The sequence below is a fragment of the Streptomyces sp. NPDC051664 genome, from assembly GCF_044453545.1.
Classification (GTDB): domain Bacteria; phylum Actinomycetota; class Actinomycetes; order Streptomycetales; family Streptomycetaceae; genus Streptomyces.
The window spans coordinates 149,011-171,025 of sequence record NZ_JBITCU010000016.1 but is presented as its reverse complement, the minus strand read 5'-3'; the positions used below and the strand labels follow the sequence as shown (position 1 = coordinate 171,025).

Genomic DNA, 22,015 nt, shown 5'->3' with positions numbered 1-22,015 from the left:
TACGTCGTACCGAGGTGCGCCGTGAACGAGACATCGGTGCCGTACGAGTACAGGGCGCCGTTGTGGTTCAGGGTCAGCGAGGGCGTCGCCCGCGACACGGCGACCGAAGCCTCGGCCGACACCGGCACGTGCGTGGCGTCACCTGCGTACTGCGCGGTGTAGGTGACGTCACCTCCCGCGGGCGGGGTGTCCGTGAACGTGAAGGCGCCGTTCGCGGCGACCGTGCTCGTACCGAGCGACTTTCCCTTCGGGCTGTCGAGGTCGGTACGGACGACCGTGACCTTCGCGTCCGCCGGGAACGGCTTGTCGGAGGTCAGCCTCCCGGTGGCGCCGATCTGCTTGCCGCGGGTGGCCCGGGCGGGAGCGGAGACAGTCGCCGTGACCGGGTAGCGGGCGGCGTCGTCGAGGACCCGGAGATAGGTCTTGCCCTGTCCCCGGGCGATGGCGAACAGCCGGCTGCCGTCCGGCGCCCAGCTCAGCCCCTGCGCGGCGATGATGTCGCCACCGGACGCGGACGCGCCGTACGTGTATGTGCGGAACGGTTCCGTCGTGCCCGGCTTGAAGACGAAGACGTCCTTGTCGTACGGGCTTTCGGCGGCCAGGGCGACCGTGCCGTCCGGTGCGATGGCGGCGGAGTCGGGGCCGTACGCGTCGATCGGGTAGCCGCCGGTGCGGGTCAGGTCACCGGTGTCGATCGCGGTCGCCTCGTAGGAGGAGGTACCCGAGGTGGTGACGATCTGCGCGCCGTCGGCACTGAGCGCGAAGTCCGCCATGTCGCTCCGCGCATCGGCCTGCGCCCCTTCCTTGCGCAGGACGGGGGCGCCGGTGGACACGTCGTACACGGCCAGCTCCGACCAGGTTCCGTGGAACCCGAGCACCAGGGTGTTCCCGGCGGACTCCAGCTCGGGAGCGACGGTCCACGCATGGCCGGGGAGCTGGTCGAGAGCGATCTCGGGGGTGCCCTGCGCGGGGTCGAACGAGCCCAGGTTGCGCGACGACTCCTGCCCGTACGCGAACCAGACCCGGCCGCCCGCCACCGCGAGGGTCTGCGGGTCGGTGTTCTCGCCGGTGCTGTACCGGGCGGCCGCGGTGGAGCCGGTCGTCTCGATGGCCACGACGGCATCGGCGCCTGGGAGGGCCGCGTAGACGAATCCGGAGTCGGGCGAGATCGCCAGATCCCGCACGCCGGAGAGATCCGGGACTGTCGCAACGACCCGGCCCGTGTAGTCGGTGACGACGACCTTGTTGCCGGTCGGGTCGCTGATGTACACCCGCTTGTGGACGCCGTCCACGGCGATGTCGCCGTACGAGGTGATCGGCAGGGCGCCGGCGGAGTCGGCCGCCGCCGGTCCTGCGGTGCCGACGGCCATGACCGTCGAGCTGAAAAGGACCGCGAGCGCGGTCGCCACGGTGCGCATGCGCACGTTGATACGAACCCCCAGGGAGAAACCCGGTTCGGTCGGCCGGGTGACGAGTCGGGCCGCGCGACACCCGCACATCGTCATGTGAAGACGGTGAAGACAACGTGAAGGGCGCGGCCGCACGCGCAGCGTATGTCATGACTGCGGCAAATGGGGAGAGGTTTCTGTGGGGCGGCTGTGTGATCCGGGTCCGACGCGCCGCCGGCCCCCGGACCGCGGGCGCGCGAAGGGGCGGGCAACCCGGCCAGGGGTCCGTCGAGCCTTTGCCTTCCTACCCATTCCTGACGGAGCGTCAGTTCAGTAACCTGACATGGCGTCAGCTAATTGGATACGGGCGCCCCGAAGCCCGGACGGACCTCTAGCAGGAGTGGGCGGAACGATGCTTGGATCGACTCACGGCACCCTCACCACACACTTCCGCGCCCGGGTGGTGGCCTGCGGCGAGGAGCCGCACGCCGCCGTCCACAGCATGACGGCCGCCGCCGCGGAAGGCGATCTCGACGTCAGCGGCCGCCCGCTGCACGCGACCGTGCCCGACCTGGACCGGTTCTTCCGGCCCGAGTCCGTCGCCGTCATCGGGGCATCCGACACCGAGGGCCGGCCCCGTACCGGCATCACCCGGCAGCTCGTCGCCTGGGCCGAGCGGGTCGGGGCACGCCTGCACCCGGTCCATCCCACCCGGGAGTCCGTCTTCGGCCGCCCCTGCTCTCCTTCCGTCGCGGACCTGCCGGAGCAGGTCGATCTGGCGGTGCTGCTGGTCGGCGACCCGCTCCCGGTGATCGAGGAACTCGGGCAGGCCAAGGTGAAGTTCGCGGTCGCCTTCGCCTCCGGATTCGCCGAGACCGGCGAAGAGGGCGCCGCCGCACAGGCGCGGCTGGCGGCCGCGGTGGAGCGGTCGGGGCTGCGGCTGCTCGGGCCGAACACCAACCTCAACGCGTTCGAGGCGTTCCGGGACGACCTCGACGGGCCGGCGATCGCCCTGATCACCCAGTCCGGCCACCAGGGCCGCCCCGTCTACACCCTCCAGGAGCTGGGCGTACGGCTGTCGCACTGGGCACCCACGGGCAACGAGGCGGATCTGGAGACCGCCGACTTCATCTCGTACTTCTCGCAGCGCCCCGAGGTCGGGGCCATCGCTTGCTACGTGGAAGGACTCAAGGACGGGCGCTCCTTCCTGCTCGCCGCCGACCGGGCGGCGCGGGCCGGGGTTCCGGTCGTGGCGGTCAAGGTGGGGCGTACGGAGACAGGGGCCAGGACGGCCGCGTCACACACCGGCAAGCTGACCGGCGCCGACCAGGTGGTGGACGCGGCGATGCGGCAGTTCGGCGTGATCCGGGTGGACGGGCTCGACGAACTCCAGGACACCGCGGCCCTGTTGGCCCGGGCGCGGAAACCGCAGGCCGACGGGGTCGTCGTGTATTCGATCTCGGGCGGCACGGGCGCGCACTTCTCGGACCTGGCAACGGGGGCGGGGCTGAAGCTCCCCACCCTGTCCGAGGAGAAGCAGCGCGAGCTGCACGAGTGGATTCCCGGCTATCTGAACGTGGCGAACCCGGTCGACAACGGCGGGCATCCGGTCGGCGACTGGCGCGGCCGGAAGATCATCGACGCGATCCTCGCCGACCCGGACGTCGGGGTGCTGATCTGCCCGATCACCGGCCCGTTCCCCCCGATGAGCGACAGGCTCGCGCAGGACCTGGTGGACGCGGCGGAGACCACGGACAAACTGGTGTGCGTGGTGTGGGGATCGCCGGTCGGTACGGAGGACGCCTACCGCACGACGCTGCTCGGCTCGTCGCGCGTCGCCACCTTCCGCACGTTCGGCAACTGCATCACCGCCGTGAAGGCCTATCTGGACCATCACCGGTTCGCCGCCTCGTACCGCTCGCCCTTCGACGAGGCCCCGCGCACGCCGTCGCCCTCGTTCCGCAAGGCGCAGGCCCTGATGCGTCCGGGCCACCAGCTGAGCGAGCACGCGGCGAAGCAGCTTCTGCGGGCGTACGGGATCCGCGTCCCCCGCGAGCAGCTGGTCACCAGCGCGGCGGCGGCCGTCCGGGCGGCGGGCCTGGTCGGCTACCCGGTCGTCATGAAGGCGTCCGGCGCGCGGCTGGCCCACAAGACGGAGCTCGGCCTGGTCAAGGTCGGACTCACCTCCGCCAGCCAGGTCCGCGACGCGTACCGCGAACTGACCGACATCGCCCGCTACGAGGGCATCGAGCTGGACGGCGTCCTGGTCTGCCAGATGATCGAGCGGGGCGTCGAAATGATGGTCGGCGTCACCCACGATGCCCTGTTCGGGCCGACGGTGACGGTCGGGCTCGGTGGCGTCCTCGTAGAGGTACTGCACGATGCGGCGGTGCGGGTGCCGCCGTTCGGCGAGGACCAGGCGCGGGCGATGCTCGGCGAACTGCGCGGCCGGGCCCTGCTGGAAGGCGTACGCGGCGGGCCGCCGGTGGATGTCGACGCGCTCGTCGAGGTCGTGCTGCGCGTCCAGCGGATGGCACTGGAACTGGGCGACGACCTCGCCGAGCTGGACATCAACCCGCTGATGGTGCTGGGGCGCGGGCAGGGCGCCGTGGCGCTGGACGCCCTCGCCGTCTGCTGCTGACCGCCCACGCCACCTGTCGAGGAGCCGTCTCATGCCGTCCTCCCCCGAAGACACCACCGGGTCCGCCGACCCGCTCGACTCATTGGTACTCCACGCCACTGACAACGGCGTCTCATGGATCACTCTCAACCGCCCCGAAGCGATGAACGCCGTGACCTGGGACCAGCGGGAACGCCTCATCGCCCTCCTCGCCCGGGCCTCCGCCGACCCGGCGGTCCGGGCCGTGGTCCTGACCGCCACGGGCCGCGGGTTCTGCGCGGGCGCCGACCTGCGCAGCGCCCCGTCCACGGGCGACCGGATCGCCGGCGATGTGGCCCGCACCATCCGGCTCGGCGCGCAGCGTCTGATCGCGGCGGTCCTGGACTGCGAGAAGCCGGTGATCGCGGCCGTCAACGGCACGGCGGCGGGCATCGGCGCGCATCTGGCGTTCGCCTGCGACCTGGTGCTGGCCGCCGACTCGGCGAAATTCATCGAGGTGTTCGTACGCCGCGGCCTCGTACCGGACGGCGGCGGCGCGTACCTGCTGCCCCGCCTGATCGGACCGCAGCGCGCCAAGGAGCTGATGTTCTTCGGCGACGCACTCCCCGCGGCGGAGGCGGAACGCCTGGGTCTGGTCAACCGGGTGGTGCCGGCCGAGGAGTTGACGGCAACGGCCCGCGCGTGGTCGCAACGCCTGGCGGACGGCCCGACCCGCGCCCTCGCCCTCACCAAACAGCTGGTCAACGCATCCCTGGACGCCGACCGCGCAACGGCGTTCGCCGCCGAGGCGATGGCCCAGGAGATCAACATGACGACGCAGGACGCGGGCGAGGGCGTGGCGAGCTTCGTGGAACGCCGCGCACCGAAGTACCGGGGGCTGTGACGATCCGGACCCAGCCCTTCTGATCTGACGATCCGTCAGTTTAAATGGGAGATGTGATGGGACACGCAGGCATGGCCGCCACCGCCGTCCGGTACCTCAGGTCCGTCGGCGCCGCCACAACCGCCGGTCCGGCGCCGGTCGATCCGCTGCCGCGCCCCGATCTGCGGGCCGTCGCCGACGGCGAGCGGCTGCCCGTCGATCCGGCCGAGTTCCGGCGCGTGCTCGGTCACTTCGCGACCGGTGTCACCGTCGTCACCGCCCACGACCCTGACGACCCGGACGGCCCTGCGGGGTTCGCCTGCCAGTCGTTCGCCTCGCTCTCCCTCGACCCGCCGCTCGTCACCTTCATGGTCGCCCGCACGTCGACGACCTGGCCGCGTATCGCCCGCGCCGGGGCGTTCTGCGTCAACATCCTGGGCGCGGAGCAGGGCGCGTTGTGCCGGGGGTTCTCGGTGAGCGGGGCCGACAAGTTCGCCGGGGTGACGTACGGGGCCGCTCCCGCGACCGGGTCGCCGCTGCTGGCCTCCGTACCGGCCTGGGTCGACTGCCGTGTCCAGGCCGTCCACACGGGCGGCGACCATCTGATCGTGGTCGGGCGGGTGGAGGCACTGGGGGCGGCGGACGGGGTCGGTCCGCTGCTGTTCCACCGAGGGGCGTTCGGGCGCTTCAGCGGGTGAGCGAGTACCGGCGCGGTGCGTCGATGCCGCCGCACTCCCGCCGAGCTTCGGACGGGCCCCACAGCTTTGGTAACGGTGGCGCGGCGCGCGCCCTCTCCCTCCGGGCTCAGCATGCGTATCCGCCTGTCCGCTTCTTCGCGTACGGGTCGGTGACCGCCTCAGCCGGTGCCGGTCAGCACCACCGGCTCCGGGGTCTGCGCCTGCCGCCGGATCACCAGCGCCATCAGCGCCGCCGTCGCGCACAGCGCCCCCGACGCGTACCAGACCATGTCGTACGAGCCGAACACATCGCGCGCCACACCGCCCAGGAACGCCACCAGCGCCGCGCCCACCTGGTGGGAGGCGAGGACCCAGCCGAAGACGATCGCGCTGTCCTCGCCGTACTGCTCGCGGCACAGGGCCAGCGTCGGCGGGACCGTGGCCACCCAGTCCAGGCCGTAGAACACGATGAAGAAGACCATCGGCGGGTGCACCGTCGGCGCCATCAGCATCGGCAGGAAGAGCAGTGAGATGCCGCGCAGCGCGTAGTAGACGGCGAGGAGCCGGCGGGCGTCGAAGCGGTCGGTGAGCCAGCCGGAGAAGACCGTGCCGATGATGTCGAAGACCCCGATGACCGCGAGCAGCGAGGCGGCTGCCGTGATGGGCATGCCGTGGTCGTGGGCCGACGGCACGAAGTGCGTACGGATCAGGCCGTTGGTCGAGGCGCCGCAGATCGCGAACGTGCCCGCGAGCAGCCAGAAAGGTCCGGTGCGGGCGGCGTCGAACAGGACGCGTACGGTACGGGCCGCCGCGCCCCGGGCCGGCGCCGGCTTCTCCACGTACGCACCGCCGTACGGAGCCAGGCCCACATCGGCCGGGTGGTCGCGCATCAGGAGCCAGACGAACGGGACGACGACGAGCGCGGCCAGCGCGACGGTCACCGAGGCCGGGCGCCAGCCGTGCTCCTCGACGATCCAGGCGCACAGCGGCAGGAAGACCAGCTGGCCGGAGGCGCCGGCCGCGGTGAGGATGCCGGTGACCAGGCCGCGCCTGGCGACGAACCAGCGGTTGGTGACCGTTGCCGAGAAGGCCAACGCCATCGAGCCGGTGCCGAGACCGACGAGCAGGCCCCAATAGATCATCAGCTGCCAGGAAGCCGTCATCCAGACACTGGCCAGGGCCCCCGCCGCGACCGTGGAGAGGGCCACGACGACGACCCGGCGGATGCCGAACCGGTCCATCAGCGCGGCGGCGAACGGCGCGGTCAGTCCGTACAGCGCCATGTCGATCGAGACGGCCAGCCCGATCTCCCCGCGCGACCAGCCGAACTCCGTGTGCAGCGGGTCGATGAGGAGGCCGGGCAGGGAGTTGAACGCGGCGCCGCCGATGATCGTCACGAACGTGACGACGGCGACGATCCAGGCACGGTGGATACGCAGGCGGGACGGCGTGCGGTCGACCGGGCGGCCGTCGTCCTGCGCGGGACCTGCGGCGGCGCTATCGGTTGTCTGGGTCACGTCACTCAGCATCCGGTCCCGGGGCATGTCCTCGCGAGTGGCCCGAAGGACATGGTTCGCAGGGATCGGGCCACAGGGGAAGGCGTACGATCATCCGTCGGCCGGGGCCATCGCTCACCCGGCCTGATGAGACGGACGAGCCGATCGAACCGGGGGATCTCATGCAATGGGTCGCGCGTCAGCAGTTCCATCACCGTTCCGCACTGATGCAGGCGTGGGGCGCCGGTCTGCTGCTCGTCGCCGCCGGGCTCTGGATCTGGCTGGCGTTCCTGCTGGCGGATCAGGCGGACGCGTACTGCTACCGCGTCACCATGCAGTGCACGGTGGTGTCGGAACTGCCCAAGCAGCTCACCGTCCTGGCGGTCTCCGGGGTCCTGTCCGTCCTCGGCTCCGCGCTGCTCGTCGGTGGCAGTGTGCGCAGGCAGACCAGTGCGCATGTCTTCCAGGTCATCGAGATGCAGAAGTCCGAGGAGCGGGACCGCCAGAAGCGCTGACGGTCGTCGGCCCGGCCGGTCAGCCGGCCGTCCGAGCAGCCGCCACGCGGTGCACGGCCCAGGCCGCACCCGCCCCCACCCCGTACCAGAACAGATCCGGCGCGTTGAACGTCGAGCCCAGCACCAGACGAGCGACCGTGCTGTGCCGGGACAGTACCCCGGGCACCCCCGTCAGCTGCAGCAGCTCCACCGCCCAGCTGAACGCCAGCGCCGCCCCGGCCACCGCCTGCGGCCTCGCGCGGGGCGCGATCAGCACCACCAGCGCGTAGATCAGCACGGTGTAGAGCGCGTCCCCGGCGTACTTGGCCAGGCCGCCGGTCGCCACCGCCCGGATTCCGAGCCCGGCCGCGACCGTCAGCGCCACCGCTGCCGCCGCGGTTGCCCGGCTCACCCGATCCGCTCCAGGCGGCGGATCGGGCGGGCCGCCAGCAGCACCCCCACCACCAGCGCGTTGATCACCGCTCCGGCCAGCAGCACTTCCGAAGCGCCCACCGCGTCCGCGACCGGTCCCGCCAGCGCGCGGCCCGCCGCCAGCATCAGCAGGGAGCCCGCCACGTCGTAGGCGTGCAGCCGGTTCAGGGCCTCCGGCGGGACGTGCGTCTGGACCGTCGTCGACCACATCACCAGCCAGAACGCGAACACCCCACCCGCCACGAACTGCCCGGCCCCCAGCGCGAACACCGGCATCTCGAGGCCCAGCACCACCAGGTTCACGCACACCCCGGTCAGGGCCATCGCACCCGCCGCGAGCGGGCGGCGCGGTCTCAGTCGCAGGGCCAGCAGGCCGCCGACCACGCTGCCCGCGCCGTTCACCGCCATCATCACGCCGTACGTGCCCGAGCCGTGCGCCTCGGTGACCTCGACCGCGGTCAGCGGGAGCATCGGACCCATCACGGTGAAGCCGTACACCGTCCAGATCGCGATCACTCCCCACAACCAGCTGCGCGCCCTGAACTCCCGCCATCCATCGACCAGTTCGGCGACGAATGTGCCGCGTGGCGCCTCGTCCGCCGGCATCGGGGCGAGGCGCAGCAGGAAGAGACAGGCGCCGGAGACCGCGAACGTCGACGCGTTCGCCGCGTACACCGCTCCGGCGCTCGCCAACCCGACCAGCAGTCCCGCGAAGGCAGGGCCTGCCATGGTCATCAGCGCCTCGGAGACCCGGAGCACCGCATTGCCGCGCTGCACGTCGAGCGCCACCCGGGGCACCGTCGATGCGACGCCCGGCTGGAAGAGCGCGGCGCCGACGCCGGCCACCGAGCTCAGTGCGTACACCGCCCACAGCGGCGGGTTGCCGCTGGCGAAGGAGACGGCCAGCGCGGATGCCCCGACCAGGCGCAGCGCGTCGGCGATGATCATCATCCGGCGCGGGGTGAACCGATCCGCCAGTACGCCGCCGAAGAGCACGAAGAGCGCCAGTGGCCCCATCCAGGCGGCCAGCGCGAAGCCCACGGAGGAGTGCGGCCGGCCGGCTCCCAGCAGACCCGCGGTGAGCGCCACGGGGATCATGCCGTCACCGAAGAGTGCAGCGGTACGGGCGATGAAGAAGAGCCGGAAGTTACGGTTCCAGAGCTCGCTCCCCGGTCGGTCGCCGTCCCGTCGCGCAGCCAGGGGCGGCAAGGAAGCCGTAGGGCCGAGGGAGGACGGAGGGGGTGGGGCGCCCTCGCGGATCGCGCCGGGAATGCACTCGTGCTCTGCTGACTTTTCCTTCACGTCAGTGACATGTATCAGTTTAAGGTCTATACCACTAGGGGTGAAGGGAGTCCGCCCATGCGGCATCGAGTCGTCGTCCTGGCCCTCGACGGGCTGCTCCCTTTCGAACTGGGCATCCCACAAAGGATCTTCGGCCTGGCGCGCGGTTCCGAACCCGGCGACCGGGGCGGGAAGCTGTACGAAGTCGTGACCTGTTCCGTCCGCCCACCGGGACCGGTCGCCACCGACGCGGACTTCACCATCGCCGTCGAGCGCGGCCCCGAGGCGCTGGCCACCGCCGACACGGTCATCATCCCCTCCTCCTACGAACTCGGCCCCGTCTACGAGGAGGGCAGGCTGACGGACGCGCTGGCCACGGCGCTCGCGTACATCAGGCCCGGCACCCGGCTCGTCTCGATCTGCACCGGCAGTTACGTGCTTGCCGCCGCCGGGCGTCTCGACGGACGCCCGGCCACCACGCACTGGTCGTCCGCCGACCACTTCCAGCAGTTGTTCCCGCAGGTCCGGGTCGACCCCGACGTCCTGTTCATCGACGACGGGGACGTCCTCACATCCGCCGGGGTCGCCGCCGGGATCGACCTCTGCCTGCACATCGTGCGCCGCGACCACGGCACGGCCGTCGCCAATGACGTCGCCCGCCGCACGGTCGTACCGCCGCACCGCGACGGCGGGCAGGCGCAGTACATCCAACGCCCCTTCCCCGAGGCACAGTCCGCGACCACGACGAGCGCGCGGGCCTGGGCGCTCGGGCGGCTCGACCGGCCGATCCTGCTGCGCGACATGGCGCAGCAGGAGTCGATGAGCGTACGGACGTTCACGCGCCGGTTCCGTGAGGAGGTCGGGATCAGTCCCGGGCAGTGGCTGACCCAGCAGCGGGTGGAGCGAGCACGGGGGCTGCTGGAGGCCACGGACCTGTCGGTCGACCAGGTGGCACGGGAAGCGGGGTTCGGGACGGCGACGTCGCTGCGTCAGCACATCCAGGCGGCGTTGGGGGTGTCACCGACGGTGTACCGGCGGACGTTCCGGGCGGGGGTGGGCGGTCGGTGAGGGCGCGGATGCGGATGCGGCGCCTAGAACACCAGCACGCCGCGCGCCACTCTCCCGTGGTGCGCGTCGTCCGCCGCCTTCGCGAAGTCCTCCACCGGGTACGTCTCCGTCACCAGTTCGTCGAGGAGCAGCCGCCCGTCCCGGTACAGGTCCGCGTAGAGCGTGATGTCCCGCTGCGGGCGCGACGAGCCGTACCGGCAACCCAGGATCGACTTGTCCAGGTACATCGACGAGACCAGGAACGACGCCTCCGCCGTCGCCGCCGGGACACCCAGCAGGATCGCCTGGCCGTGCCGGTCCAGGAGGTCGATCGCCTGCCGGATCAGTTCCGTGCGGCCCACGCACTCGAAGGCGTGGTCGGCGCCGGTCGGCAGGATCTCGCGTACGCCGTCCGCCGACGGCAGGAAGTGCGTCGCACCGAACTGCCGCGCCACCGCCTCCTTCGCCGGGTTGGCGTCCACCGCGACGATCGTCAGCGCGCCGGCGATCCGCGCGCCCTGGATCACATTGAGCCCGATGCCGCCGGTGCCGATCACGACGACCGTGTCGCCGTGGTCGACCTTGGCCCGGTTGAGTACGGCTCCGACTCCCGTCAGCACACCGCAGCCGATCAGGGCGGCCGACGTCAGCGGGATGTCGGCGGGGATCTTCACCGCCTGCACGGCCTTGACGAGGGTCCGTTCGGCGAACGCCGAGTTGGAGGCGAACTGGTACAGCGGTTTGCCGCCGCGCGAGAACGGCTGACCGGGCATCCCGATCGCCTTGCGGCACATCGTCGGTCTGCCCCGGTCGCACTGGGCGCACGCGCCGCAGCTGGCCAGCGTGGACAGCGAGACATGGTCGCCGGGCGCGACATGCGTGACGCCCGCGCCGATCGCCTCCACCACGCCCGCACCCTCGTGCCCGAGCACCACCGGCAGCGGGAACGGAATGGTCCCGTCCACGACCGACAGATCGCTGTGGCACAGGCCGGCGGCGGCCACCGCGACGAGCACCTCGCCGGGTCCGGGGTCACGTATCTCCAGGTCGTCGACGACCTCGGTCTGCTTGCCGTCGAAGACGACGCCTCTCATCTCGGCTCCCTCGGTAGGCCGAGCACCCGCTCGGCGATGATGTTCCGCTGGATCTCGTCCGAGCCGCCGTAGATGGTGTCGGACCGGGTGAACAGGAACAGGCGCTGTGCCTCGTCGAGTTCGTACGGTGTGGTGGGCGACCAGTCGTCCGGGCCGACGGCTCCGGCGGCGCCCCTGATCTCCACGGCGAGTTCGCCGAGCCGTTTGTGCCAGCCGCCCCAGAGCAGCTTGGCGACGCTCGGGGCGCCCGCGTCGCCGGAACCGCCCAGGGTGCGCAGGGCGTTCCAGCGCATGGTCCTCAGTTCGGCCCACTGCCGGACGAGCCGTTCGCGCAGTACGGCGTCGGCGACCGCGCCGCCGGCGACGGCGGCCCGGACCACACGGTCCAGCTCGGCGGCGAAACCGATCTGCTGGACCAGGGTGGAGACGCCGCGCTCCAGGGCGAGCAGCCCCATGGCCACGGTCCAGCCGTTGCCCTCGCCGCCGACCACCTCCTCGGCGAGCGCGCCGTCGAAGAAGACCTCGTTGAACTCACTCGTCCCGGACATCTGACGGATCGGGCGCACCTCGACACGACCCGGCTGGTCCATCGGCACCAGCAGGAACGACAGTCCGTGATGACGGTGCGAGCCGGGGGTGGTGCGGGCGAGGACGAAGCACCAGTCGGCGTCCTGAGCGAGCGAGGTCCAGATCTTCTGGCCGGTGACGAGGTACCGGCCGGTGCCGTCCGGCACGGCGGTGGTCCGCACCCCGGCGAGGTCGGAGCCGGCGCCCGGTTCGCTGTAGCCCTGGCACCAGAGCTCCTCGCCCCGGGCGACGGCGGGGAGGAACCGCTGCTTCTGCGCGTCGGTTCCGTACGCGACGAGGGTGGGGGCGAGGAGGTTCTCGCCGATGTGGCCGACGCGGGCGGGGGCGGTGGTGCGCGCGTACTCCTCCGCCCAGGCGACCTGCTGGGTGAGGGTGGCGTGCCGGTTTCCGTAGTCGGCTGCCCCGGTGTCCCAGCCGAGGCCGATCCAGCCGGCGCGGCCCAGCTCCTGCTCCCAGGCGCGGCCGCCCTCGATGGCGCAGGGCTGTGTGAGGTGGGCCTCCAGCCAGGACCGGGCCGCCTGGCGGAAGGCGTCGTCCGCCGCGTCGAACGCGAAGTCCACGGTCCACTCCTTGGGGTCGGGCGGAAAGTCCAGCTCCTCCGTCGATCGAGGAGCGGGGTCCGGGGCGGGGCCCCGGCGGGAGGTCACGCGTTGGGCCTCGCCTTCGCCGACGCCGCGGCCGCCATCGCCTCCAGCTGCGCCAGCATCGGCATCGGATCCACCCCCACCGTCCCCGGCAGGAAGTCGGCGATCCGCTCCGGCGTCCAGGCCCCCTCCGCGTACCCCGCCCGCAGTTCCCTCGGCTGCGCCCAGACGGCGATCTTCGGGCCGGCGATCGTGTAGACCTGACCGGTGATCTTCTCCTCGCGGGCCCGATCGCTCAGCAGGTAGACGACGAGTGCGGCCACGTCCTCGGGTTCGCCGATCTCCTTCAGTTCCATCGGGACGTTCGCGGACATCCGGGTCCGGGCCACCGGGGCGACCGCGTTCGCCGTGACGCCGTACTTGTGCAGACCGAGGGCCGCGCTCCGGACGAGCGAGATGATCCCGCCCTTCGCTGCGCTGTAGTTGGCCTGGGCGACGCTGCCCTGATGGTTGCCGCTGGTGAAGCCGACCAGCGTGCCGCCGCCCTCCTGCTTCCGCATGACCGCCGAGGCCGCCCGGAAGACGGTGAAGGTGCCCTTCAGGTGGGTGGCGACGACGGGGTCCCACTCCTCCTCGGACATGTTGAACAGCATTCGTTCGCGCAGGATCCCGGCCACACACACGACTCCGTCGATCCGTCCGAACCGCGCCAGCGCGGTATCCACGATCCGCTGTCCGCCCGCCATCGTGGAGATGTCGTCGGCGACCGCTACGGCCTCGCCGCCCGCCGACTCGATCTCCTTCACTACGGACTCGGCTATCTCGCTGCTCGGTTCGCCGCCCTCGATGGAGACGCCGTAGTCGTTGACGACGACCCGGGCCCCCTGCGCCGCCGCGGCCAGCGCGACCGCTCGTCCGATGCCACGGCCGGCACCGGTCACGGCCACCACCTTGCCTGCCAAGAAGTTCCCCATGCCCGGCCCCTTCCCGCGGTTTCTGACGGACCGTTAGATTTTACGGGTAGTCGGCTCCGTCAGCACAAGACCGGCGACCCATCGATTCCAGGAGGCCCCCATGCCACTGCCGGCCGAGTTCCACGAGATCGCCAAGCGCGTGAACAACTGGGGCCGCTGGGGCGCGGACGACGAGATCGGAACGCTCAACCTGATCACCGACGCGGTGGTCCGGGACGCGGCGGCGACCGTCCGCACCGGGCAGCGGATCCCTCTCGCGCTCGCCCTCCAGCAGGACGGCGTGCAGAGCGGGCTGATTCCGGGGCGGGTCAATCCGCTGCATGCCATGGTCCAGATCAATCAGGAGATCTTCGGCCCCGGCACGGTCGCCACCAGCGACGACGTCGTGACACTCGGCCTGCAGGCGGCCACCCACTGGGATGCGCTCACGCACGCCTCGCACTCCGGGAAGATCTACAACGGCCGCCCCGCCGCCACTGTCACCGCGCACGGCGGCGCACAGTTCAGCTCCATCGCCGCACCCCCGCACCTCGTCTCACGCGGCGTGCTGCTGGACGTGGCGCGCGCCCGCGGTGTGGACCGGCTGCCCGGCGACCACGCCGTGACCCCGGAGGACCTGGACGCGGCCGAGGAGTTCGGCGGGATCCGGGTCCGGGCCGGTGATATCGCCCTCGTACGGACCGGGCAGATCCAGGTCTATCTGGCGGGCGACAAGCATGCGTACGCCTATCCGTCTCCCGGTCTGTCGATCCGGACGCCCGAGTGGTTCCACGCGCGCGATGTCGCCGCGGTCGCCGATGACACCCTGACCTTCGAGATCTTCCCGCCGGAGATCGAGGATCTGTGGCTGGGTGTGCATGCGCTGGACCTGGTCGAGATGGGCATGCTGCAGGGCCAGAACTGGAATCTGGAAGCGCTGTCCACAGCCTGCGCGGAGGCGAGGCGCTACGGCTTCCTGCTCGCCGCGATGCCGGAACCGTTCGTCGGCGCCACCGGCACCCCGGTCGCCCCGGTGGCCGTCCTGTGACTCCTAAGCGGGATGGGTGACGACGGCGGGCGACGGCTCATGCACGCCGGCCCCGTGCGCCCCCACCTGCATCTGGACCTGCACCACGGGCGCCCCGCGGTCCACCTCGCACCAGATCTGCTTGCCGGCGCCTTCCGGCTGCCAGCCCCAGCGGTCGGCGAGGCCGTCGACCAGCTCCAGGCCCCGGCCGCCGGTGTCCTCGCCCGCCGCGTGCCGCTGCTGCGGCGGGCGGCAGCTGGTGTCGGTCACCTCGACCCGTACGGTCCCGGCTGCCCCCGCCGTTTCAGCCGCGCCGAACAGCATGCGCAGCACGGCCGGACAGCCGGTATGGACGACCGCGTTGGTGACCAGCTCCGAGATCAGCAGGATGAGCGTCTCGGCCAGCGGCTCGTCGTCCCTTATTCCGGACCCGACCAGTCTCGACCGCGCCCACCTGCGGGCCCGCCCGACCTCTGCGGGATCCGGCCCGACCTCCAACTGAACCTGAAGCACCTGCACCGCTCACACCATCCGAACCGGCGGACACATCGCCTCGCGCCTCCTCAGGGTCACGGAACGTGATTCCCTTACGAGACAGCATGGTTGACGTACAGTCACCGCAACAAGCGCTTCGGGCATATTCCAGCGCGAAGGAGTACGCGTGGTGCATACTGTGCGACGCACGCTGCGGGGGGTCGAACAGAAGCACACGGAGGGCGCGGGAATCGCCCCACGGGCAGGCCCGGCGCTTCTGACGGGAACGCGAGCAGGGCACCTCGTCCGGACCGGAGTCGCCCCACGGGCAACACCCGGATCGTCGGGTTCCACAACCACTCGCATCCAACGGAGCGTACCCGAGCCGACGGCAACTGCGGCCCGTGACGAATCACGCAAAGGACACAAGCCGGTATCGGCATTTACCGACTGCACTGCGTGACTCCGCAGCGTGAAGTTCAGGGGGCTTTCGCGTGACGTGCATGCACTCCGCACCCATCTCCCGACCGCAGCTGCACCCGTACACGGTCAGCCCTCGGTCCGCCGCGCGCTCAGCGCAGATCGGCCGCAAGCGTCTCCTCGGCCTCGGCCGCCGTCAGCCACTGCCCGGCCCGCAGCCACGCCCGCTTGAGGTGCAGATGGACGTCCGCCTCCCAGGTGAAGCCCATCCCGCCGTGCACCTGGAGACAGTCCCGCGCATTGCGGACGGCCGCCTCGTCGGCGAGCAGTTTCGCGCCGGCGATCTCGGCCGGGTCCGCGGTCACGGCCGCCGCGTACACCGCGGTACGGGCCAGCTCGGCGCGTACCAGCATCTGGGCGCACAGGTGTTTGACCGCCTGGAAGGCGCCGATCGGCGAGCCGAACTGCTCGCGCCCACGGGCGTGTTGAACAGCCATCTCGGTGGTGCGGGCGGCGCTGCCGAGCTGCTCGGCGGCGGCCAGCAGAACGCCTTCCTGGCGGAACCGCGCCGCCTCGGCCCCGGCCCGGGAGTCCCCGAGCGCGGCCGGTGCCGTCACACGGTGCAGCGGGGTGAGCGGATCGAGCGACCGTACGGGGTGGGCGGCGCCCCGTACGAACTCGCGCAGCGCAGCCCCCTCCAACACCCGCATCTCCCCTCCCACCAGGGCGATCAGTGCGTCCGCCGAGCCCAGGTGGGCGACCGGGCGGCCCTCGTCCAGCACCGCGACCACCGTCCCGCCCTCCGCCGCCCCCTTCACCGCACCGGCGGCGAGATGCGTGGCCGCCAGCGGTCCGGGCAGCAGCGCCCGCCCCGCCTCCTCGAACAGCAGGACGGACTCGGGCAGCCCGAGCCCCACCCCGCCCTCCGCCTCCGGCAGCCGCAGCGCGAAGAACCCGGCCGCGCCCAGCTCTCCCCACAGCACCCGGTCGACGTCCGTGCCCGCGTCGAGCGCCGCCCGCATCCGGTCCCTGCCGAAGCGGCCGGCGAGCAGCTCCCGTATCCCGGCCCGCAGAGCCCGCTGATCGTCCGAAAGCTGGAAGTCCACAGTCCGCTCAGCGCCCCTTCGGCAGGCCGAGGATCCGCTCGGCGACGATGTTCTGCTGGATCTGCGAGGTGCCCGCGGCGATCGTGTACGAGAGCGAGGTCAGCCGGTCCAGGACCCACTCCCGGTCCAGATCGGCCCCGTCCGCGCCGAGCACCTCGGCCGCCGCGTCGTACAGCTCCTGGCGGGCCTGCGAGTAGCGCAGCTTGAAGACCGAGCCACCGGTGCCGGGCACGCCACCGGTGCCCCCGGCCCGCTGCGCCTCGCTGACGTTCCACTGGGTGAGCCGCCACAGCGCCCGGAATTCGGCGTTCAGCCTACCGAGCGTCCTGCGCAGCACCGGGTCGTCCCAGCGGCCGTTCGCCCGGGCCTCGGCGGCCAGGGCGGCCAGGGTACGACGGCAGGCGACGACCTCGCCGACGAACGCCGTACCGCGCTCGAAGGAGAGGGTGACCATGGTGACCCGCCAGCCGTCGTTCTCCGCGCCGACCCGGTCGGAGACCGGCACCCGCACCTCGTCGAGGAACATCTCGGCGAATTCGGTGGACCCGGCGAGCGTGCGCAGCGGGCGGACGGTGACGCCGGGGGCGTCCATCCGCATCGCGAGCCAGCTGATCCCGCGGTGTTTCGGCGCGGCCGGATCCGTGCGCACGAGCAGCTCGCACCAGTCGGCGACCTCCGCGTGCGAGGTCCAGATCTTCTGGCCGCCGACCACGTAGTGGTCGCCGTCGCGGACCGCCCGGGTCCGCAGCGAGGCCAGGTCGGAGCCCGCTTCCGGTTCGCTGAACCCCTGGCACCAGATCTCGTCGCCGCGCAGGACCGGCGGCAGCCAGCGGGCCCGCTGCTCGGCCGTGCCCTCGGTGGCGATCGTCGGCCCGGCGTGCAGCAGTCCGACGAAGTTCGCGCCGACGTACGGCGCCCCGGCCCTCTCCGTCTCCTCCAGGAAGATCAAGTGCTGGGTGGGGGTGGCGCCCCGCCCACCCGCGTCGACCGGCCAGTGCAGGCCCGCGTACCCGGCGTCGTACAGCATCCGCTGCCAGGCGGTGTCGTACGCCCGCCGCCCCGGCCAGTCGTCGGGACGGGGCTTCACGGGCAGTCCGGGCAGCACGTCGCCGAGCCACTCCCGCAGCCGCGCCCGGAACTCCTCCTCCTCGGGCGTGTACGACAGATCCGTCACTTGCCGAGGTCCCGGTCGAGGTCCAGGCCCAGCATCCGGATCGCGTTTCCGCGCATCAGTTTGTAGACGGTCTCGTCGTCCAGTCCCTTGACGTGGTCGAGGGCGACCTCCTTCGTGTGCGGGAAGGTCGAGTCGACGTGCGGGTAGTCGGTTTCGAACGTCGCGTTGTCCCGCCCGACCACATCGAGCGACGCGACACCGTGCTTGTCGCGGAAGAAGCAGCAGAACATCTGCCGGTAGTAGTACGTCGACGGCGGTTCGGGGATCAGATCGCGCACCCCGCCCCACGCCCGGTGCTCCTCCCACACGTCGTCGGCGCGCTCCAGGGCGTACGGGATCCACCCCATCTGGCCCTCGCTGTAGGCGAGCTTCAGCCGTGGGTACTTCACCAGCACCCCGCTGAACAGGAAGTCCATCATCGAGGCCATCGCGTTGTTGAAGGAGAGCGAGGCCTGTACGGCGGGCGGGGCGTCCGGCGAGGCGGCCGGCATCTGCGAGCTGGACCCGATGTGCATGTTGACGACCGTGCCGGTCTCCTGGCAGATCGCGAAGAACGGGTCCCAGTGGCCGGTGTGGATCGACGGCAGCCCGAGATGGGTCGGGATCTCGGAGAAGGTCACCGCCCGCACCCCGCGCGCGGCGTTTCGCTTGATCTCCGCGACCGCCAGGTCGATGTCCCAGAGCGGGATGATGCACAGCGGGATCAGGCGGCCGCCGCTGTCGCCGCACCACTCCTCCACCATCCAGTCGTTGTAGGCGCGGACACACGCAACCGCCACCTCTTTGTCCTGCGCCTCAGCGAAGGTCTGGCCGCAGAAGCGCGGGAAGGTGGGAAAGCAGAGCGACGCCTCGACGTGGTTGAGGTCCATGTCCTCGAGCCGTGCGACCGGGTCCCAGCAGCCCCGGCGCATCTCGGCGCGGGTGATGCCCTCCAGCGTCATGTCGTCGCGGTCGAAGCCGACGGCGGCGATGTTCCGCTTGTACGGGAACTTCAGGTCCTCGTAGATCCACCAGTCGGTCGGCGGGCCGTCGGGATCCATGGTGATCACGTATTTGCCGCCCGTGTACGCCAGCTCGCCGATGCCCGCGGTGAGCGGCTGCGGACCGCGGTCGCGGTACTTGGCGGGCAGCCAGGTCGAGAAGAGGTGCGGCGGCTCGATCACATGGTCGTCGACGCTGACGATCCGAGGCAGTTCCGTCATGGTGTCCCCTTCGGCGCACACGGCTCGTACCGGACGCGCGTCCGGTACGCATCCGATACATATCTGATGACCCGTCAGATTCAGTCCGACTCCCAGGCTAGCCCCGCACCCCTGGACCGACAAGGCGCAGCGCTCTACGCTCTCCGCACGATCTGACTACCCGTCAGTTATGAGGGAACGGGGAACGCAGTGAACGAGACCGCACACGCCCTGGGCGCATCGGCCACCTTCTGGGAGCTCATCGAGCGCCGCGCCGCGCTGACCCCGGACCGTCCCGTCCTGCTCCAGGACGACCGCTCCCTCACCTTCGGCGAGCTGCGCGAGCGCTGCGAGCGGGTCGCGGCCGGGCTGTACGAGCTGGGGGTGCGCCCCGGCAGTGTGGTCGCCTGGCAGCTGCCGACCCGCCTCGAAACGGCGCTGCTCTCCTTCGCCCTCACCCGGATCGGGGCTGTCCAGACACCCGTCATCCCGTTCTACCGGGACCGTGAGGTGGGGTTCGCGCTGCGCGAGTCGAAGGCCGGCTTCTTCGCCGTACCCGGCACCTGGCGCGGCTTCGACCACACGGCGATGGCGCACCGGCTGGCCGCGGAGCTGGACCGTCCACCGCTGATCTTCGAGGCGTACGACCAGCTGCCGGACGCCGACCCGGCGGTACTGCCCGCACCGCCGACCGACGGCACGGCGGTGCGCTGGATCTACTGGACGTCGGGGACGACCTCCGATCCGAAGGGCGTCCTGCACACCGACCGGAGCCTGATCGCGGGCGGCTCGTGCCTGGCCCACGCGCTGCACCTGTCGGCCGACGACATCGGCTCGATGGCGTTCCCGTTCGCCCATATCGCCGGGCCGGACTACACCGTGATGCTGCTGCTCTACGGCTTCCCGGCGGTCCTTTTCGAGCAGTTCGCCATGCCCGGCGCGCTGGACGCCTACCGGCGCCACGGAGTGACGGTTGCGGGCGGCTCGACCGCGTTCTACTCGATGTTCCTGACCGAACAGCGCAAGGACCCCACGGCGAGGGTGGTCCCCACCCTGCGGCTGCTGGCGGGTGGCGGGGCGCCGAAGCCGCCGGAGATCTACCACGCGGTCGTACGCGAGATGGGCGTCCAGCTCACCCACGGCTACGGCATGACCGAGGTCCCCATGATCACCATGGGTGCCCCGGACGACACGGTGGAGCACCTCGCCGAGACGGAGGGCCGGCCGCCCGAGGGCATGGAGATACGGATCACCGACGAGGACGGCAAGCCGCTGCCGTACGGCACGGACGGCGAGGTACGGCTGCGCGGGGAGGCCGTCTGCCAGGGCTACCTGGACGCGGCCGCGACACGGGACGCCTTCGACCGGGACGGCTTCCTCATCACCGGTGATGTCGGCCGTCTCCGGGAGAGCGGCCATCTGGTCCTCACCGGCCGGCTCAAGGACATCATCATCCGCAAGGGCGAGAACATCTCCGCCAAGGAGATCGAGGACCTCCTCCACCGCCACCCCGGCGTGGCCGACGCGGCCGTGATCGGCCTGGCGGACATGGAGCGGGGGGAACGCGTCTGCGCGGTCGTCGAGCAGCCGGCCGGGGCCGGGACGCTGACGCTGGCGGAGCTCGCCGGGTATCTGCGCGCGGAGGGGCTCGCGGTGCACAAGCTGCCGGAGCAGCTGGAGGTGGTGGACGCGCTGCCGCGCAACGAGACGCTGCGCAAGGTGCTCAAGTACAAGCTGCGCGAGCAGTTCTCCTGATACGCGCACACGGGGCACACCCGTGGACCGCCGGGACACGCCCCCGCGGACACGCGGGACACCCCACCCCGGCGCGCCGGGGTGGGGCCCCGGCGAGGAGGCCACCCACCCGGCCCGGTCGGTGACGCGCTGCGGACCGATCCGAAGGGAAAGCCCTAGGCGTCCGGTTCGATCACCGTGAAGTAGACGGCGAACGCGGCCACCGCCTCCTCCTCGGCGATCCGGCCATCATGGTCCGCATCCAGGCTCCGTGCCGCCAAACTCGCCGATTCGGCACTCGCACCGAGCACCTTCAGCGCGCGCTCCACGGCCGGCACCGAGGCCGCGCCGTTGTCGTCGTTGTCGGCCACGGCGATCGCCGCGCGAAGGAAGGGGCGGGCGATCTCCGCGAAGCGCTCTGGGTTGTCGCGCAGCCGTTTCACGGCCCCGCCCACGAACTCCTCACGGGTGACGCGCTGGTCCCCGTCGACATCGGCGATGCCCGCCATGCCCTGCCAGAAGGCCTCGGCCCCGGTGTAGAGCGCCTGGCCCTTGTCGGAGCGGGCCGTCGTACCGAATTCGGCGAGCAGACGGGCCGCGGCGGCATTGAAATCGGCGCGATCGATGTATCCGTTGCCGTCCTGGTCGAAGGCGGCGAACCGGAAAGCGATCTTGCGCTCGTACTCTGCGCTGTCCATGCGGGGAGCGTACGACGCCGAACGGCGTCACGTGTCACTTACGCGCGCCACCGGTGTTACAACCTGGTCTTAACGCCGGGTGGCGGACACGTTTCAGGCCGAGAGCGGCGGGGCCTGTTCGTCGATGGCCGCGTCCCGGTCGGGGTAGACCTCGAACAGCCGTCGTACGCCGAGGGCGGCCAGCACCCGGTTGACGTGGGAGCCCTCCTCGGCGCCCCGGGCGGGCAAAATCAGTCGCAGCCGGCCGCCGCAGGAGCGCATCAGGCGGCGGGCGGCGACCAGCACGCCGACGCCGCTGGAATCGCAGAACAGCACCCCGGAGAGGTCGAGCACCACATCGTGCCGCCCGAGGGCGACCGCGTCGTGGATGCTCTGGCGGACGACCGGGGACGTCACCAGATCCAGTTCGCCGTATATGCGCAGTACGGTCCATGGGCCCTGCTCGGTCTCGGCCACTTGCAGAGTCACGCAACTCGGCCTCTCGTTCCAGGGATCCCAGTGATCCGGAAGTATCCGTTCCTCCTCGCGGCTGCCCTGCCACGCGCCCATGAAACACCGGCCCGCCGAGGAAGGCACAGTTGGTTTCAGGCAGAAATGATCACTTCAGGTCCGATTCCAACACCCTCGACGCCGCATTCCCTACCATCCAGGGCGTTCGCGGGGGCGTACTTGCCGCAAAGAGACG

At 71.3% G+C, this 22,015-nt stretch carries 20 protein-coding genes; 7 read left to right on the top strand and 13 right to left on the bottom strand.

What is annotated here, in order from left to right; translation table 11 throughout:
- A partial coding sequence (locus ACIA8E_RS27065; RefSeq protein WP_399301894.1) for an Ig-like domain repeat protein occupies positions 1–1,418 on the bottom strand: 1,418 nt, incomplete at its 3' end.
- Positions 1,419–1,800: 382 nt separating this feature from the next.
- Here ACIA8E_RS27065 and ACIA8E_RS27060 point away from each other — a divergent pair.
- The 3 genes from ACIA8E_RS27060 (at position 1,801) to ACIA8E_RS27050 (ending at position 5,568) form a co-directional block, all read left to right on the top strand.
- Positions 1,801–4,029, top strand: a complete 2,229-nt coding sequence (locus ACIA8E_RS27060; protein WP_399301893.1) for an acetate--CoA ligase family protein — start codon at positions 1,801–1,803, stop codon at positions 4,027–4,029.
- Positions 4,030–4,060: 31 nt separating this feature from the next.
- Positions 4,061–4,891: an enoyl-CoA hydratase/isomerase family protein gene (locus ACIA8E_RS27055; RefSeq protein ID WP_399301892.1), complete on the top strand. Its 831-nt coding sequence runs from the start codon at positions 4,061–4,063 to the stop codon at positions 4,889–4,891.
- A 71-nt stretch (positions 4,892–4,962) separates the two neighbouring features.
- A complete protein-coding gene (locus ACIA8E_RS27050; protein WP_399301908.1) occupies positions 4,963–5,568 on the top strand; it encodes a flavin reductase family protein in 606 nt (201 codons plus the stop codon).
- A gap of 158 nt (positions 5,569–5,726) precedes the next feature.
- Here ACIA8E_RS27050 and ACIA8E_RS27045 read toward each other — a convergent pair whose 3' ends face one another.
- The gene (locus ACIA8E_RS27045; protein ID WP_399301891.1) at positions 5,727–7,076 is read right to left on the bottom strand and encodes an MFS transporter; all 1,350 of its coding nucleotides are present in this window, start codon (positions 7,074–7,076) and stop codon (positions 5,727–5,729) included.
- A gap of 149 nt (positions 7,077–7,225) precedes the next feature.
- Between ACIA8E_RS27045 and ACIA8E_RS27040 the strand changes: the two genes are divergently transcribed.
- Positions 7,226–7,558, top strand: coding sequence for a hypothetical protein (locus ACIA8E_RS27040; RefSeq protein ID WP_399301890.1), 333 nt, complete (start codon positions 7,226–7,228; stop codon positions 7,556–7,558).
- Between the two features lie 19 nt (positions 7,559–7,577).
- On the opposite strand, the gene ACIA8E_RS27035 is transcribed toward ACIA8E_RS27040, so the two are convergent.
- Both ACIA8E_RS27035 and ACIA8E_RS27030 read right to left on the bottom strand, forming a co-directional pair.
- Positions 7,578–7,949: a DUF2809 domain-containing protein gene (locus ACIA8E_RS27035; protein WP_399301889.1), complete on the bottom strand. Its 372-nt coding sequence runs from the start codon at positions 7,947–7,949 to the stop codon at positions 7,578–7,580.
- Positions 7,946–9,241, bottom strand: coding sequence for an MFS transporter (locus ACIA8E_RS27030; RefSeq protein ID WP_399301907.1), 1,296 nt, complete (start codon positions 9,239–9,241; stop codon positions 7,946–7,948). Before ACIA8E_RS27030 ends, ACIA8E_RS27035 begins: the two co-directional genes overlap by 4 nt.
- An 87-nt stretch (positions 9,242–9,328) precedes the next feature.
- On the opposite strand from ACIA8E_RS27030, the gene ACIA8E_RS27025 reads away from it, so the two are divergent.
- A complete protein-coding gene (locus tag ACIA8E_RS27025) occupies positions 9,329–10,318 on the top strand; it encodes a GlxA family transcriptional regulator (RefSeq protein WP_399301888.1) in 990 nt (329 codons plus the stop codon).
- 23 nt (positions 10,319–10,341) lie between these two features.
- Here ACIA8E_RS27025 and ACIA8E_RS27020 read toward each other — a convergent pair whose 3' ends face one another.
- The 3 genes from ACIA8E_RS27020 to ACIA8E_RS27010 form a co-directional block, all read right to left on the bottom strand.
- On the bottom strand, positions 10,342–11,391 hold the full coding sequence (locus ACIA8E_RS27020) for a Zn-dependent alcohol dehydrogenase (RefSeq protein ID WP_399301887.1): 1,050 nt from the start codon (positions 11,389–11,391) through the stop codon (positions 10,342–10,344).
- On the bottom strand, positions 11,388–12,539 hold the full coding sequence (locus ACIA8E_RS27015) for an acyl-CoA dehydrogenase family protein (protein WP_399301906.1): 1,152 nt from the start codon (positions 12,537–12,539) through the stop codon (positions 11,388–11,390). Before ACIA8E_RS27015 ends, ACIA8E_RS27020 begins: the two co-directional genes overlap by 4 nt.
- Positions 12,540–12,622: 83 nt before the next feature.
- Positions 12,623–13,537 carry an SDR family oxidoreductase gene (locus ACIA8E_RS27010; protein ID WP_399301886.1) on the bottom strand — a complete coding sequence of 305 codons (915 nt, stop codon included), beginning with the start codon at positions 13,535–13,537 and terminating at the stop codon, positions 12,623–12,625.
- A gap of 100 nt (positions 13,538–13,637) precedes the next feature.
- On the opposite strand from ACIA8E_RS27010, the gene ACIA8E_RS27005 reads away from it, so the two are divergent.
- The gene (locus tag ACIA8E_RS27005) at positions 13,638–14,564 is read left to right on the top strand and encodes a cyclase family protein (protein WP_399301885.1); all 927 of its coding nucleotides are present in this window, start codon (positions 13,638–13,640) and stop codon (positions 14,562–14,564) included.
- 3 nt (positions 14,565–14,567) lie between these two features.
- Here ACIA8E_RS27005 and ACIA8E_RS27000 read toward each other — a convergent pair whose 3' ends face one another.
- The 4 genes from ACIA8E_RS27000 to ACIA8E_RS26985 form a co-directional block, all read right to left on the bottom strand.
- Complete coding sequence (locus tag ACIA8E_RS27000) at positions 14,568–15,062, bottom strand: ATP-binding protein (protein ID WP_399301884.1); 495 nt, start codon at positions 15,060–15,062, stop codon at positions 14,568–14,570.
- A 527-nt stretch (positions 15,063–15,589) separates the two neighbouring features.
- Positions 15,590–16,543: an acyl-CoA dehydrogenase family protein gene (locus tag ACIA8E_RS26995; protein WP_399301883.1), complete on the bottom strand. Its 954-nt coding sequence runs from the start codon at positions 16,541–16,543 to the stop codon at positions 15,590–15,592.
- Between the two features lie 7 nt (positions 16,544–16,550).
- A complete protein-coding gene (locus tag ACIA8E_RS26990) occupies positions 16,551–17,717 on the bottom strand; it encodes an acyl-CoA dehydrogenase (RefSeq protein WP_399301882.1) in 1,167 nt (388 codons plus the stop codon).
- On the bottom strand, positions 17,714–18,919 hold the full coding sequence (locus ACIA8E_RS26985; protein WP_399301881.1) for an amidohydrolase family protein: 1,206 nt from the start codon (positions 18,917–18,919) through the stop codon (positions 17,714–17,716). The genes ACIA8E_RS26990 and ACIA8E_RS26985 overlap by 4 nt, the downstream gene beginning before the upstream one ends.
- A 189-nt stretch (positions 18,920–19,108) precedes the next feature.
- On the opposite strand from ACIA8E_RS26985, the gene ACIA8E_RS26980 reads away from it, so the two are divergent.
- Entirely contained in the window at positions 19,109–20,653 is a 1,545-nt protein-coding gene (locus ACIA8E_RS26980) for a class I adenylate-forming enzyme family protein (protein WP_399301880.1), read from the top strand.
- A 155-nt stretch (positions 20,654–20,808) separates the two neighbouring features.
- Here the strand turns inward: ACIA8E_RS26980 and ACIA8E_RS26975 are convergent, their stop codons facing one another.
- Both ACIA8E_RS26975 and ACIA8E_RS26970 read right to left on the bottom strand, forming a co-directional pair.
- A complete protein-coding gene (locus ACIA8E_RS26975; RefSeq protein ID WP_399301879.1) occupies positions 20,809–21,330 on the bottom strand; it encodes an EF-hand domain-containing protein in 522 nt (173 codons plus the stop codon).
- A 93-nt stretch (positions 21,331–21,423) separates the two neighbouring features.
- Positions 21,424–21,798 carry an STAS domain-containing protein gene (locus ACIA8E_RS26970; RefSeq protein ID WP_399301878.1) on the bottom strand — a complete coding sequence of 125 codons (375 nt, stop codon included), beginning with the start codon at positions 21,796–21,798 and terminating at the stop codon, positions 21,424–21,426.
- Positions 21,799–22,015: the final 217 nt, after the last annotated feature.

Coding starts and splice junctions, on each gene's coding strand:
- ACIA8E_RS27020 (WP_399301887.1), bottom strand. CDS start 11,391: ATGAGAGGCGTCGTCTTCGACGGCAAGCAGACCGAGGTCGTCGACGAC.
- ACIA8E_RS27025 (WP_399301888.1), top strand. CDS start 9,329: ATGCGGCATCGAGTCGTCGTCCTGGCCCTCGACGGGCTGCTCCCTTTC.
- ACIA8E_RS27060 (WP_399301893.1), top strand. CDS start 1,801: ATGCTTGGATCGACTCACGGCACCCTCACCACACACTTCCGCGCCCGG.
- ACIA8E_RS27040 (WP_399301890.1), top strand. CDS start 7,226: ATGCAATGGGTCGCGCGTCAGCAGTTCCATCACCGTTCCGCACTGATG.
- ACIA8E_RS27005 (WP_399301885.1), top strand. CDS start 13,638: ATGCCACTGCCGGCCGAGTTCCACGAGATCGCCAAGCGCGTGAACAAC.
- ACIA8E_RS27045 (WP_399301891.1), bottom strand. CDS start 7,076: ATGCTGAGTGACGTGACCCAGACAACCGATAGCGCCGCCGCAGGTCCC.
- ACIA8E_RS27010 (WP_399301886.1), bottom strand. CDS start 13,537: ATGGGGAACTTCTTGGCAGGCAAGGTGGTGGCCGTGACCGGTGCCGGC.
- ACIA8E_RS27055 (WP_399301892.1), top strand. CDS start 4,061: ATGCCGTCCTCCCCCGAAGACACCACCGGGTCCGCCGACCCGCTCGAC.
- ACIA8E_RS26975 (WP_399301879.1), bottom strand. CDS start 21,330: ATGGACAGCGCAGAGTACGAGCGCAAGATCGCTTTCCGGTTCGCCGCC.
- ACIA8E_RS27050 (WP_399301908.1), top strand. CDS start 4,963: ATGGCCGCCACCGCCGTCCGGTACCTCAGGTCCGTCGGCGCCGCCACA.
- ACIA8E_RS26985 (WP_399301881.1), bottom strand. CDS start 18,919: ATGACGGAACTGCCTCGGATCGTCAGCGTCGACGACCATGTGATCGAG.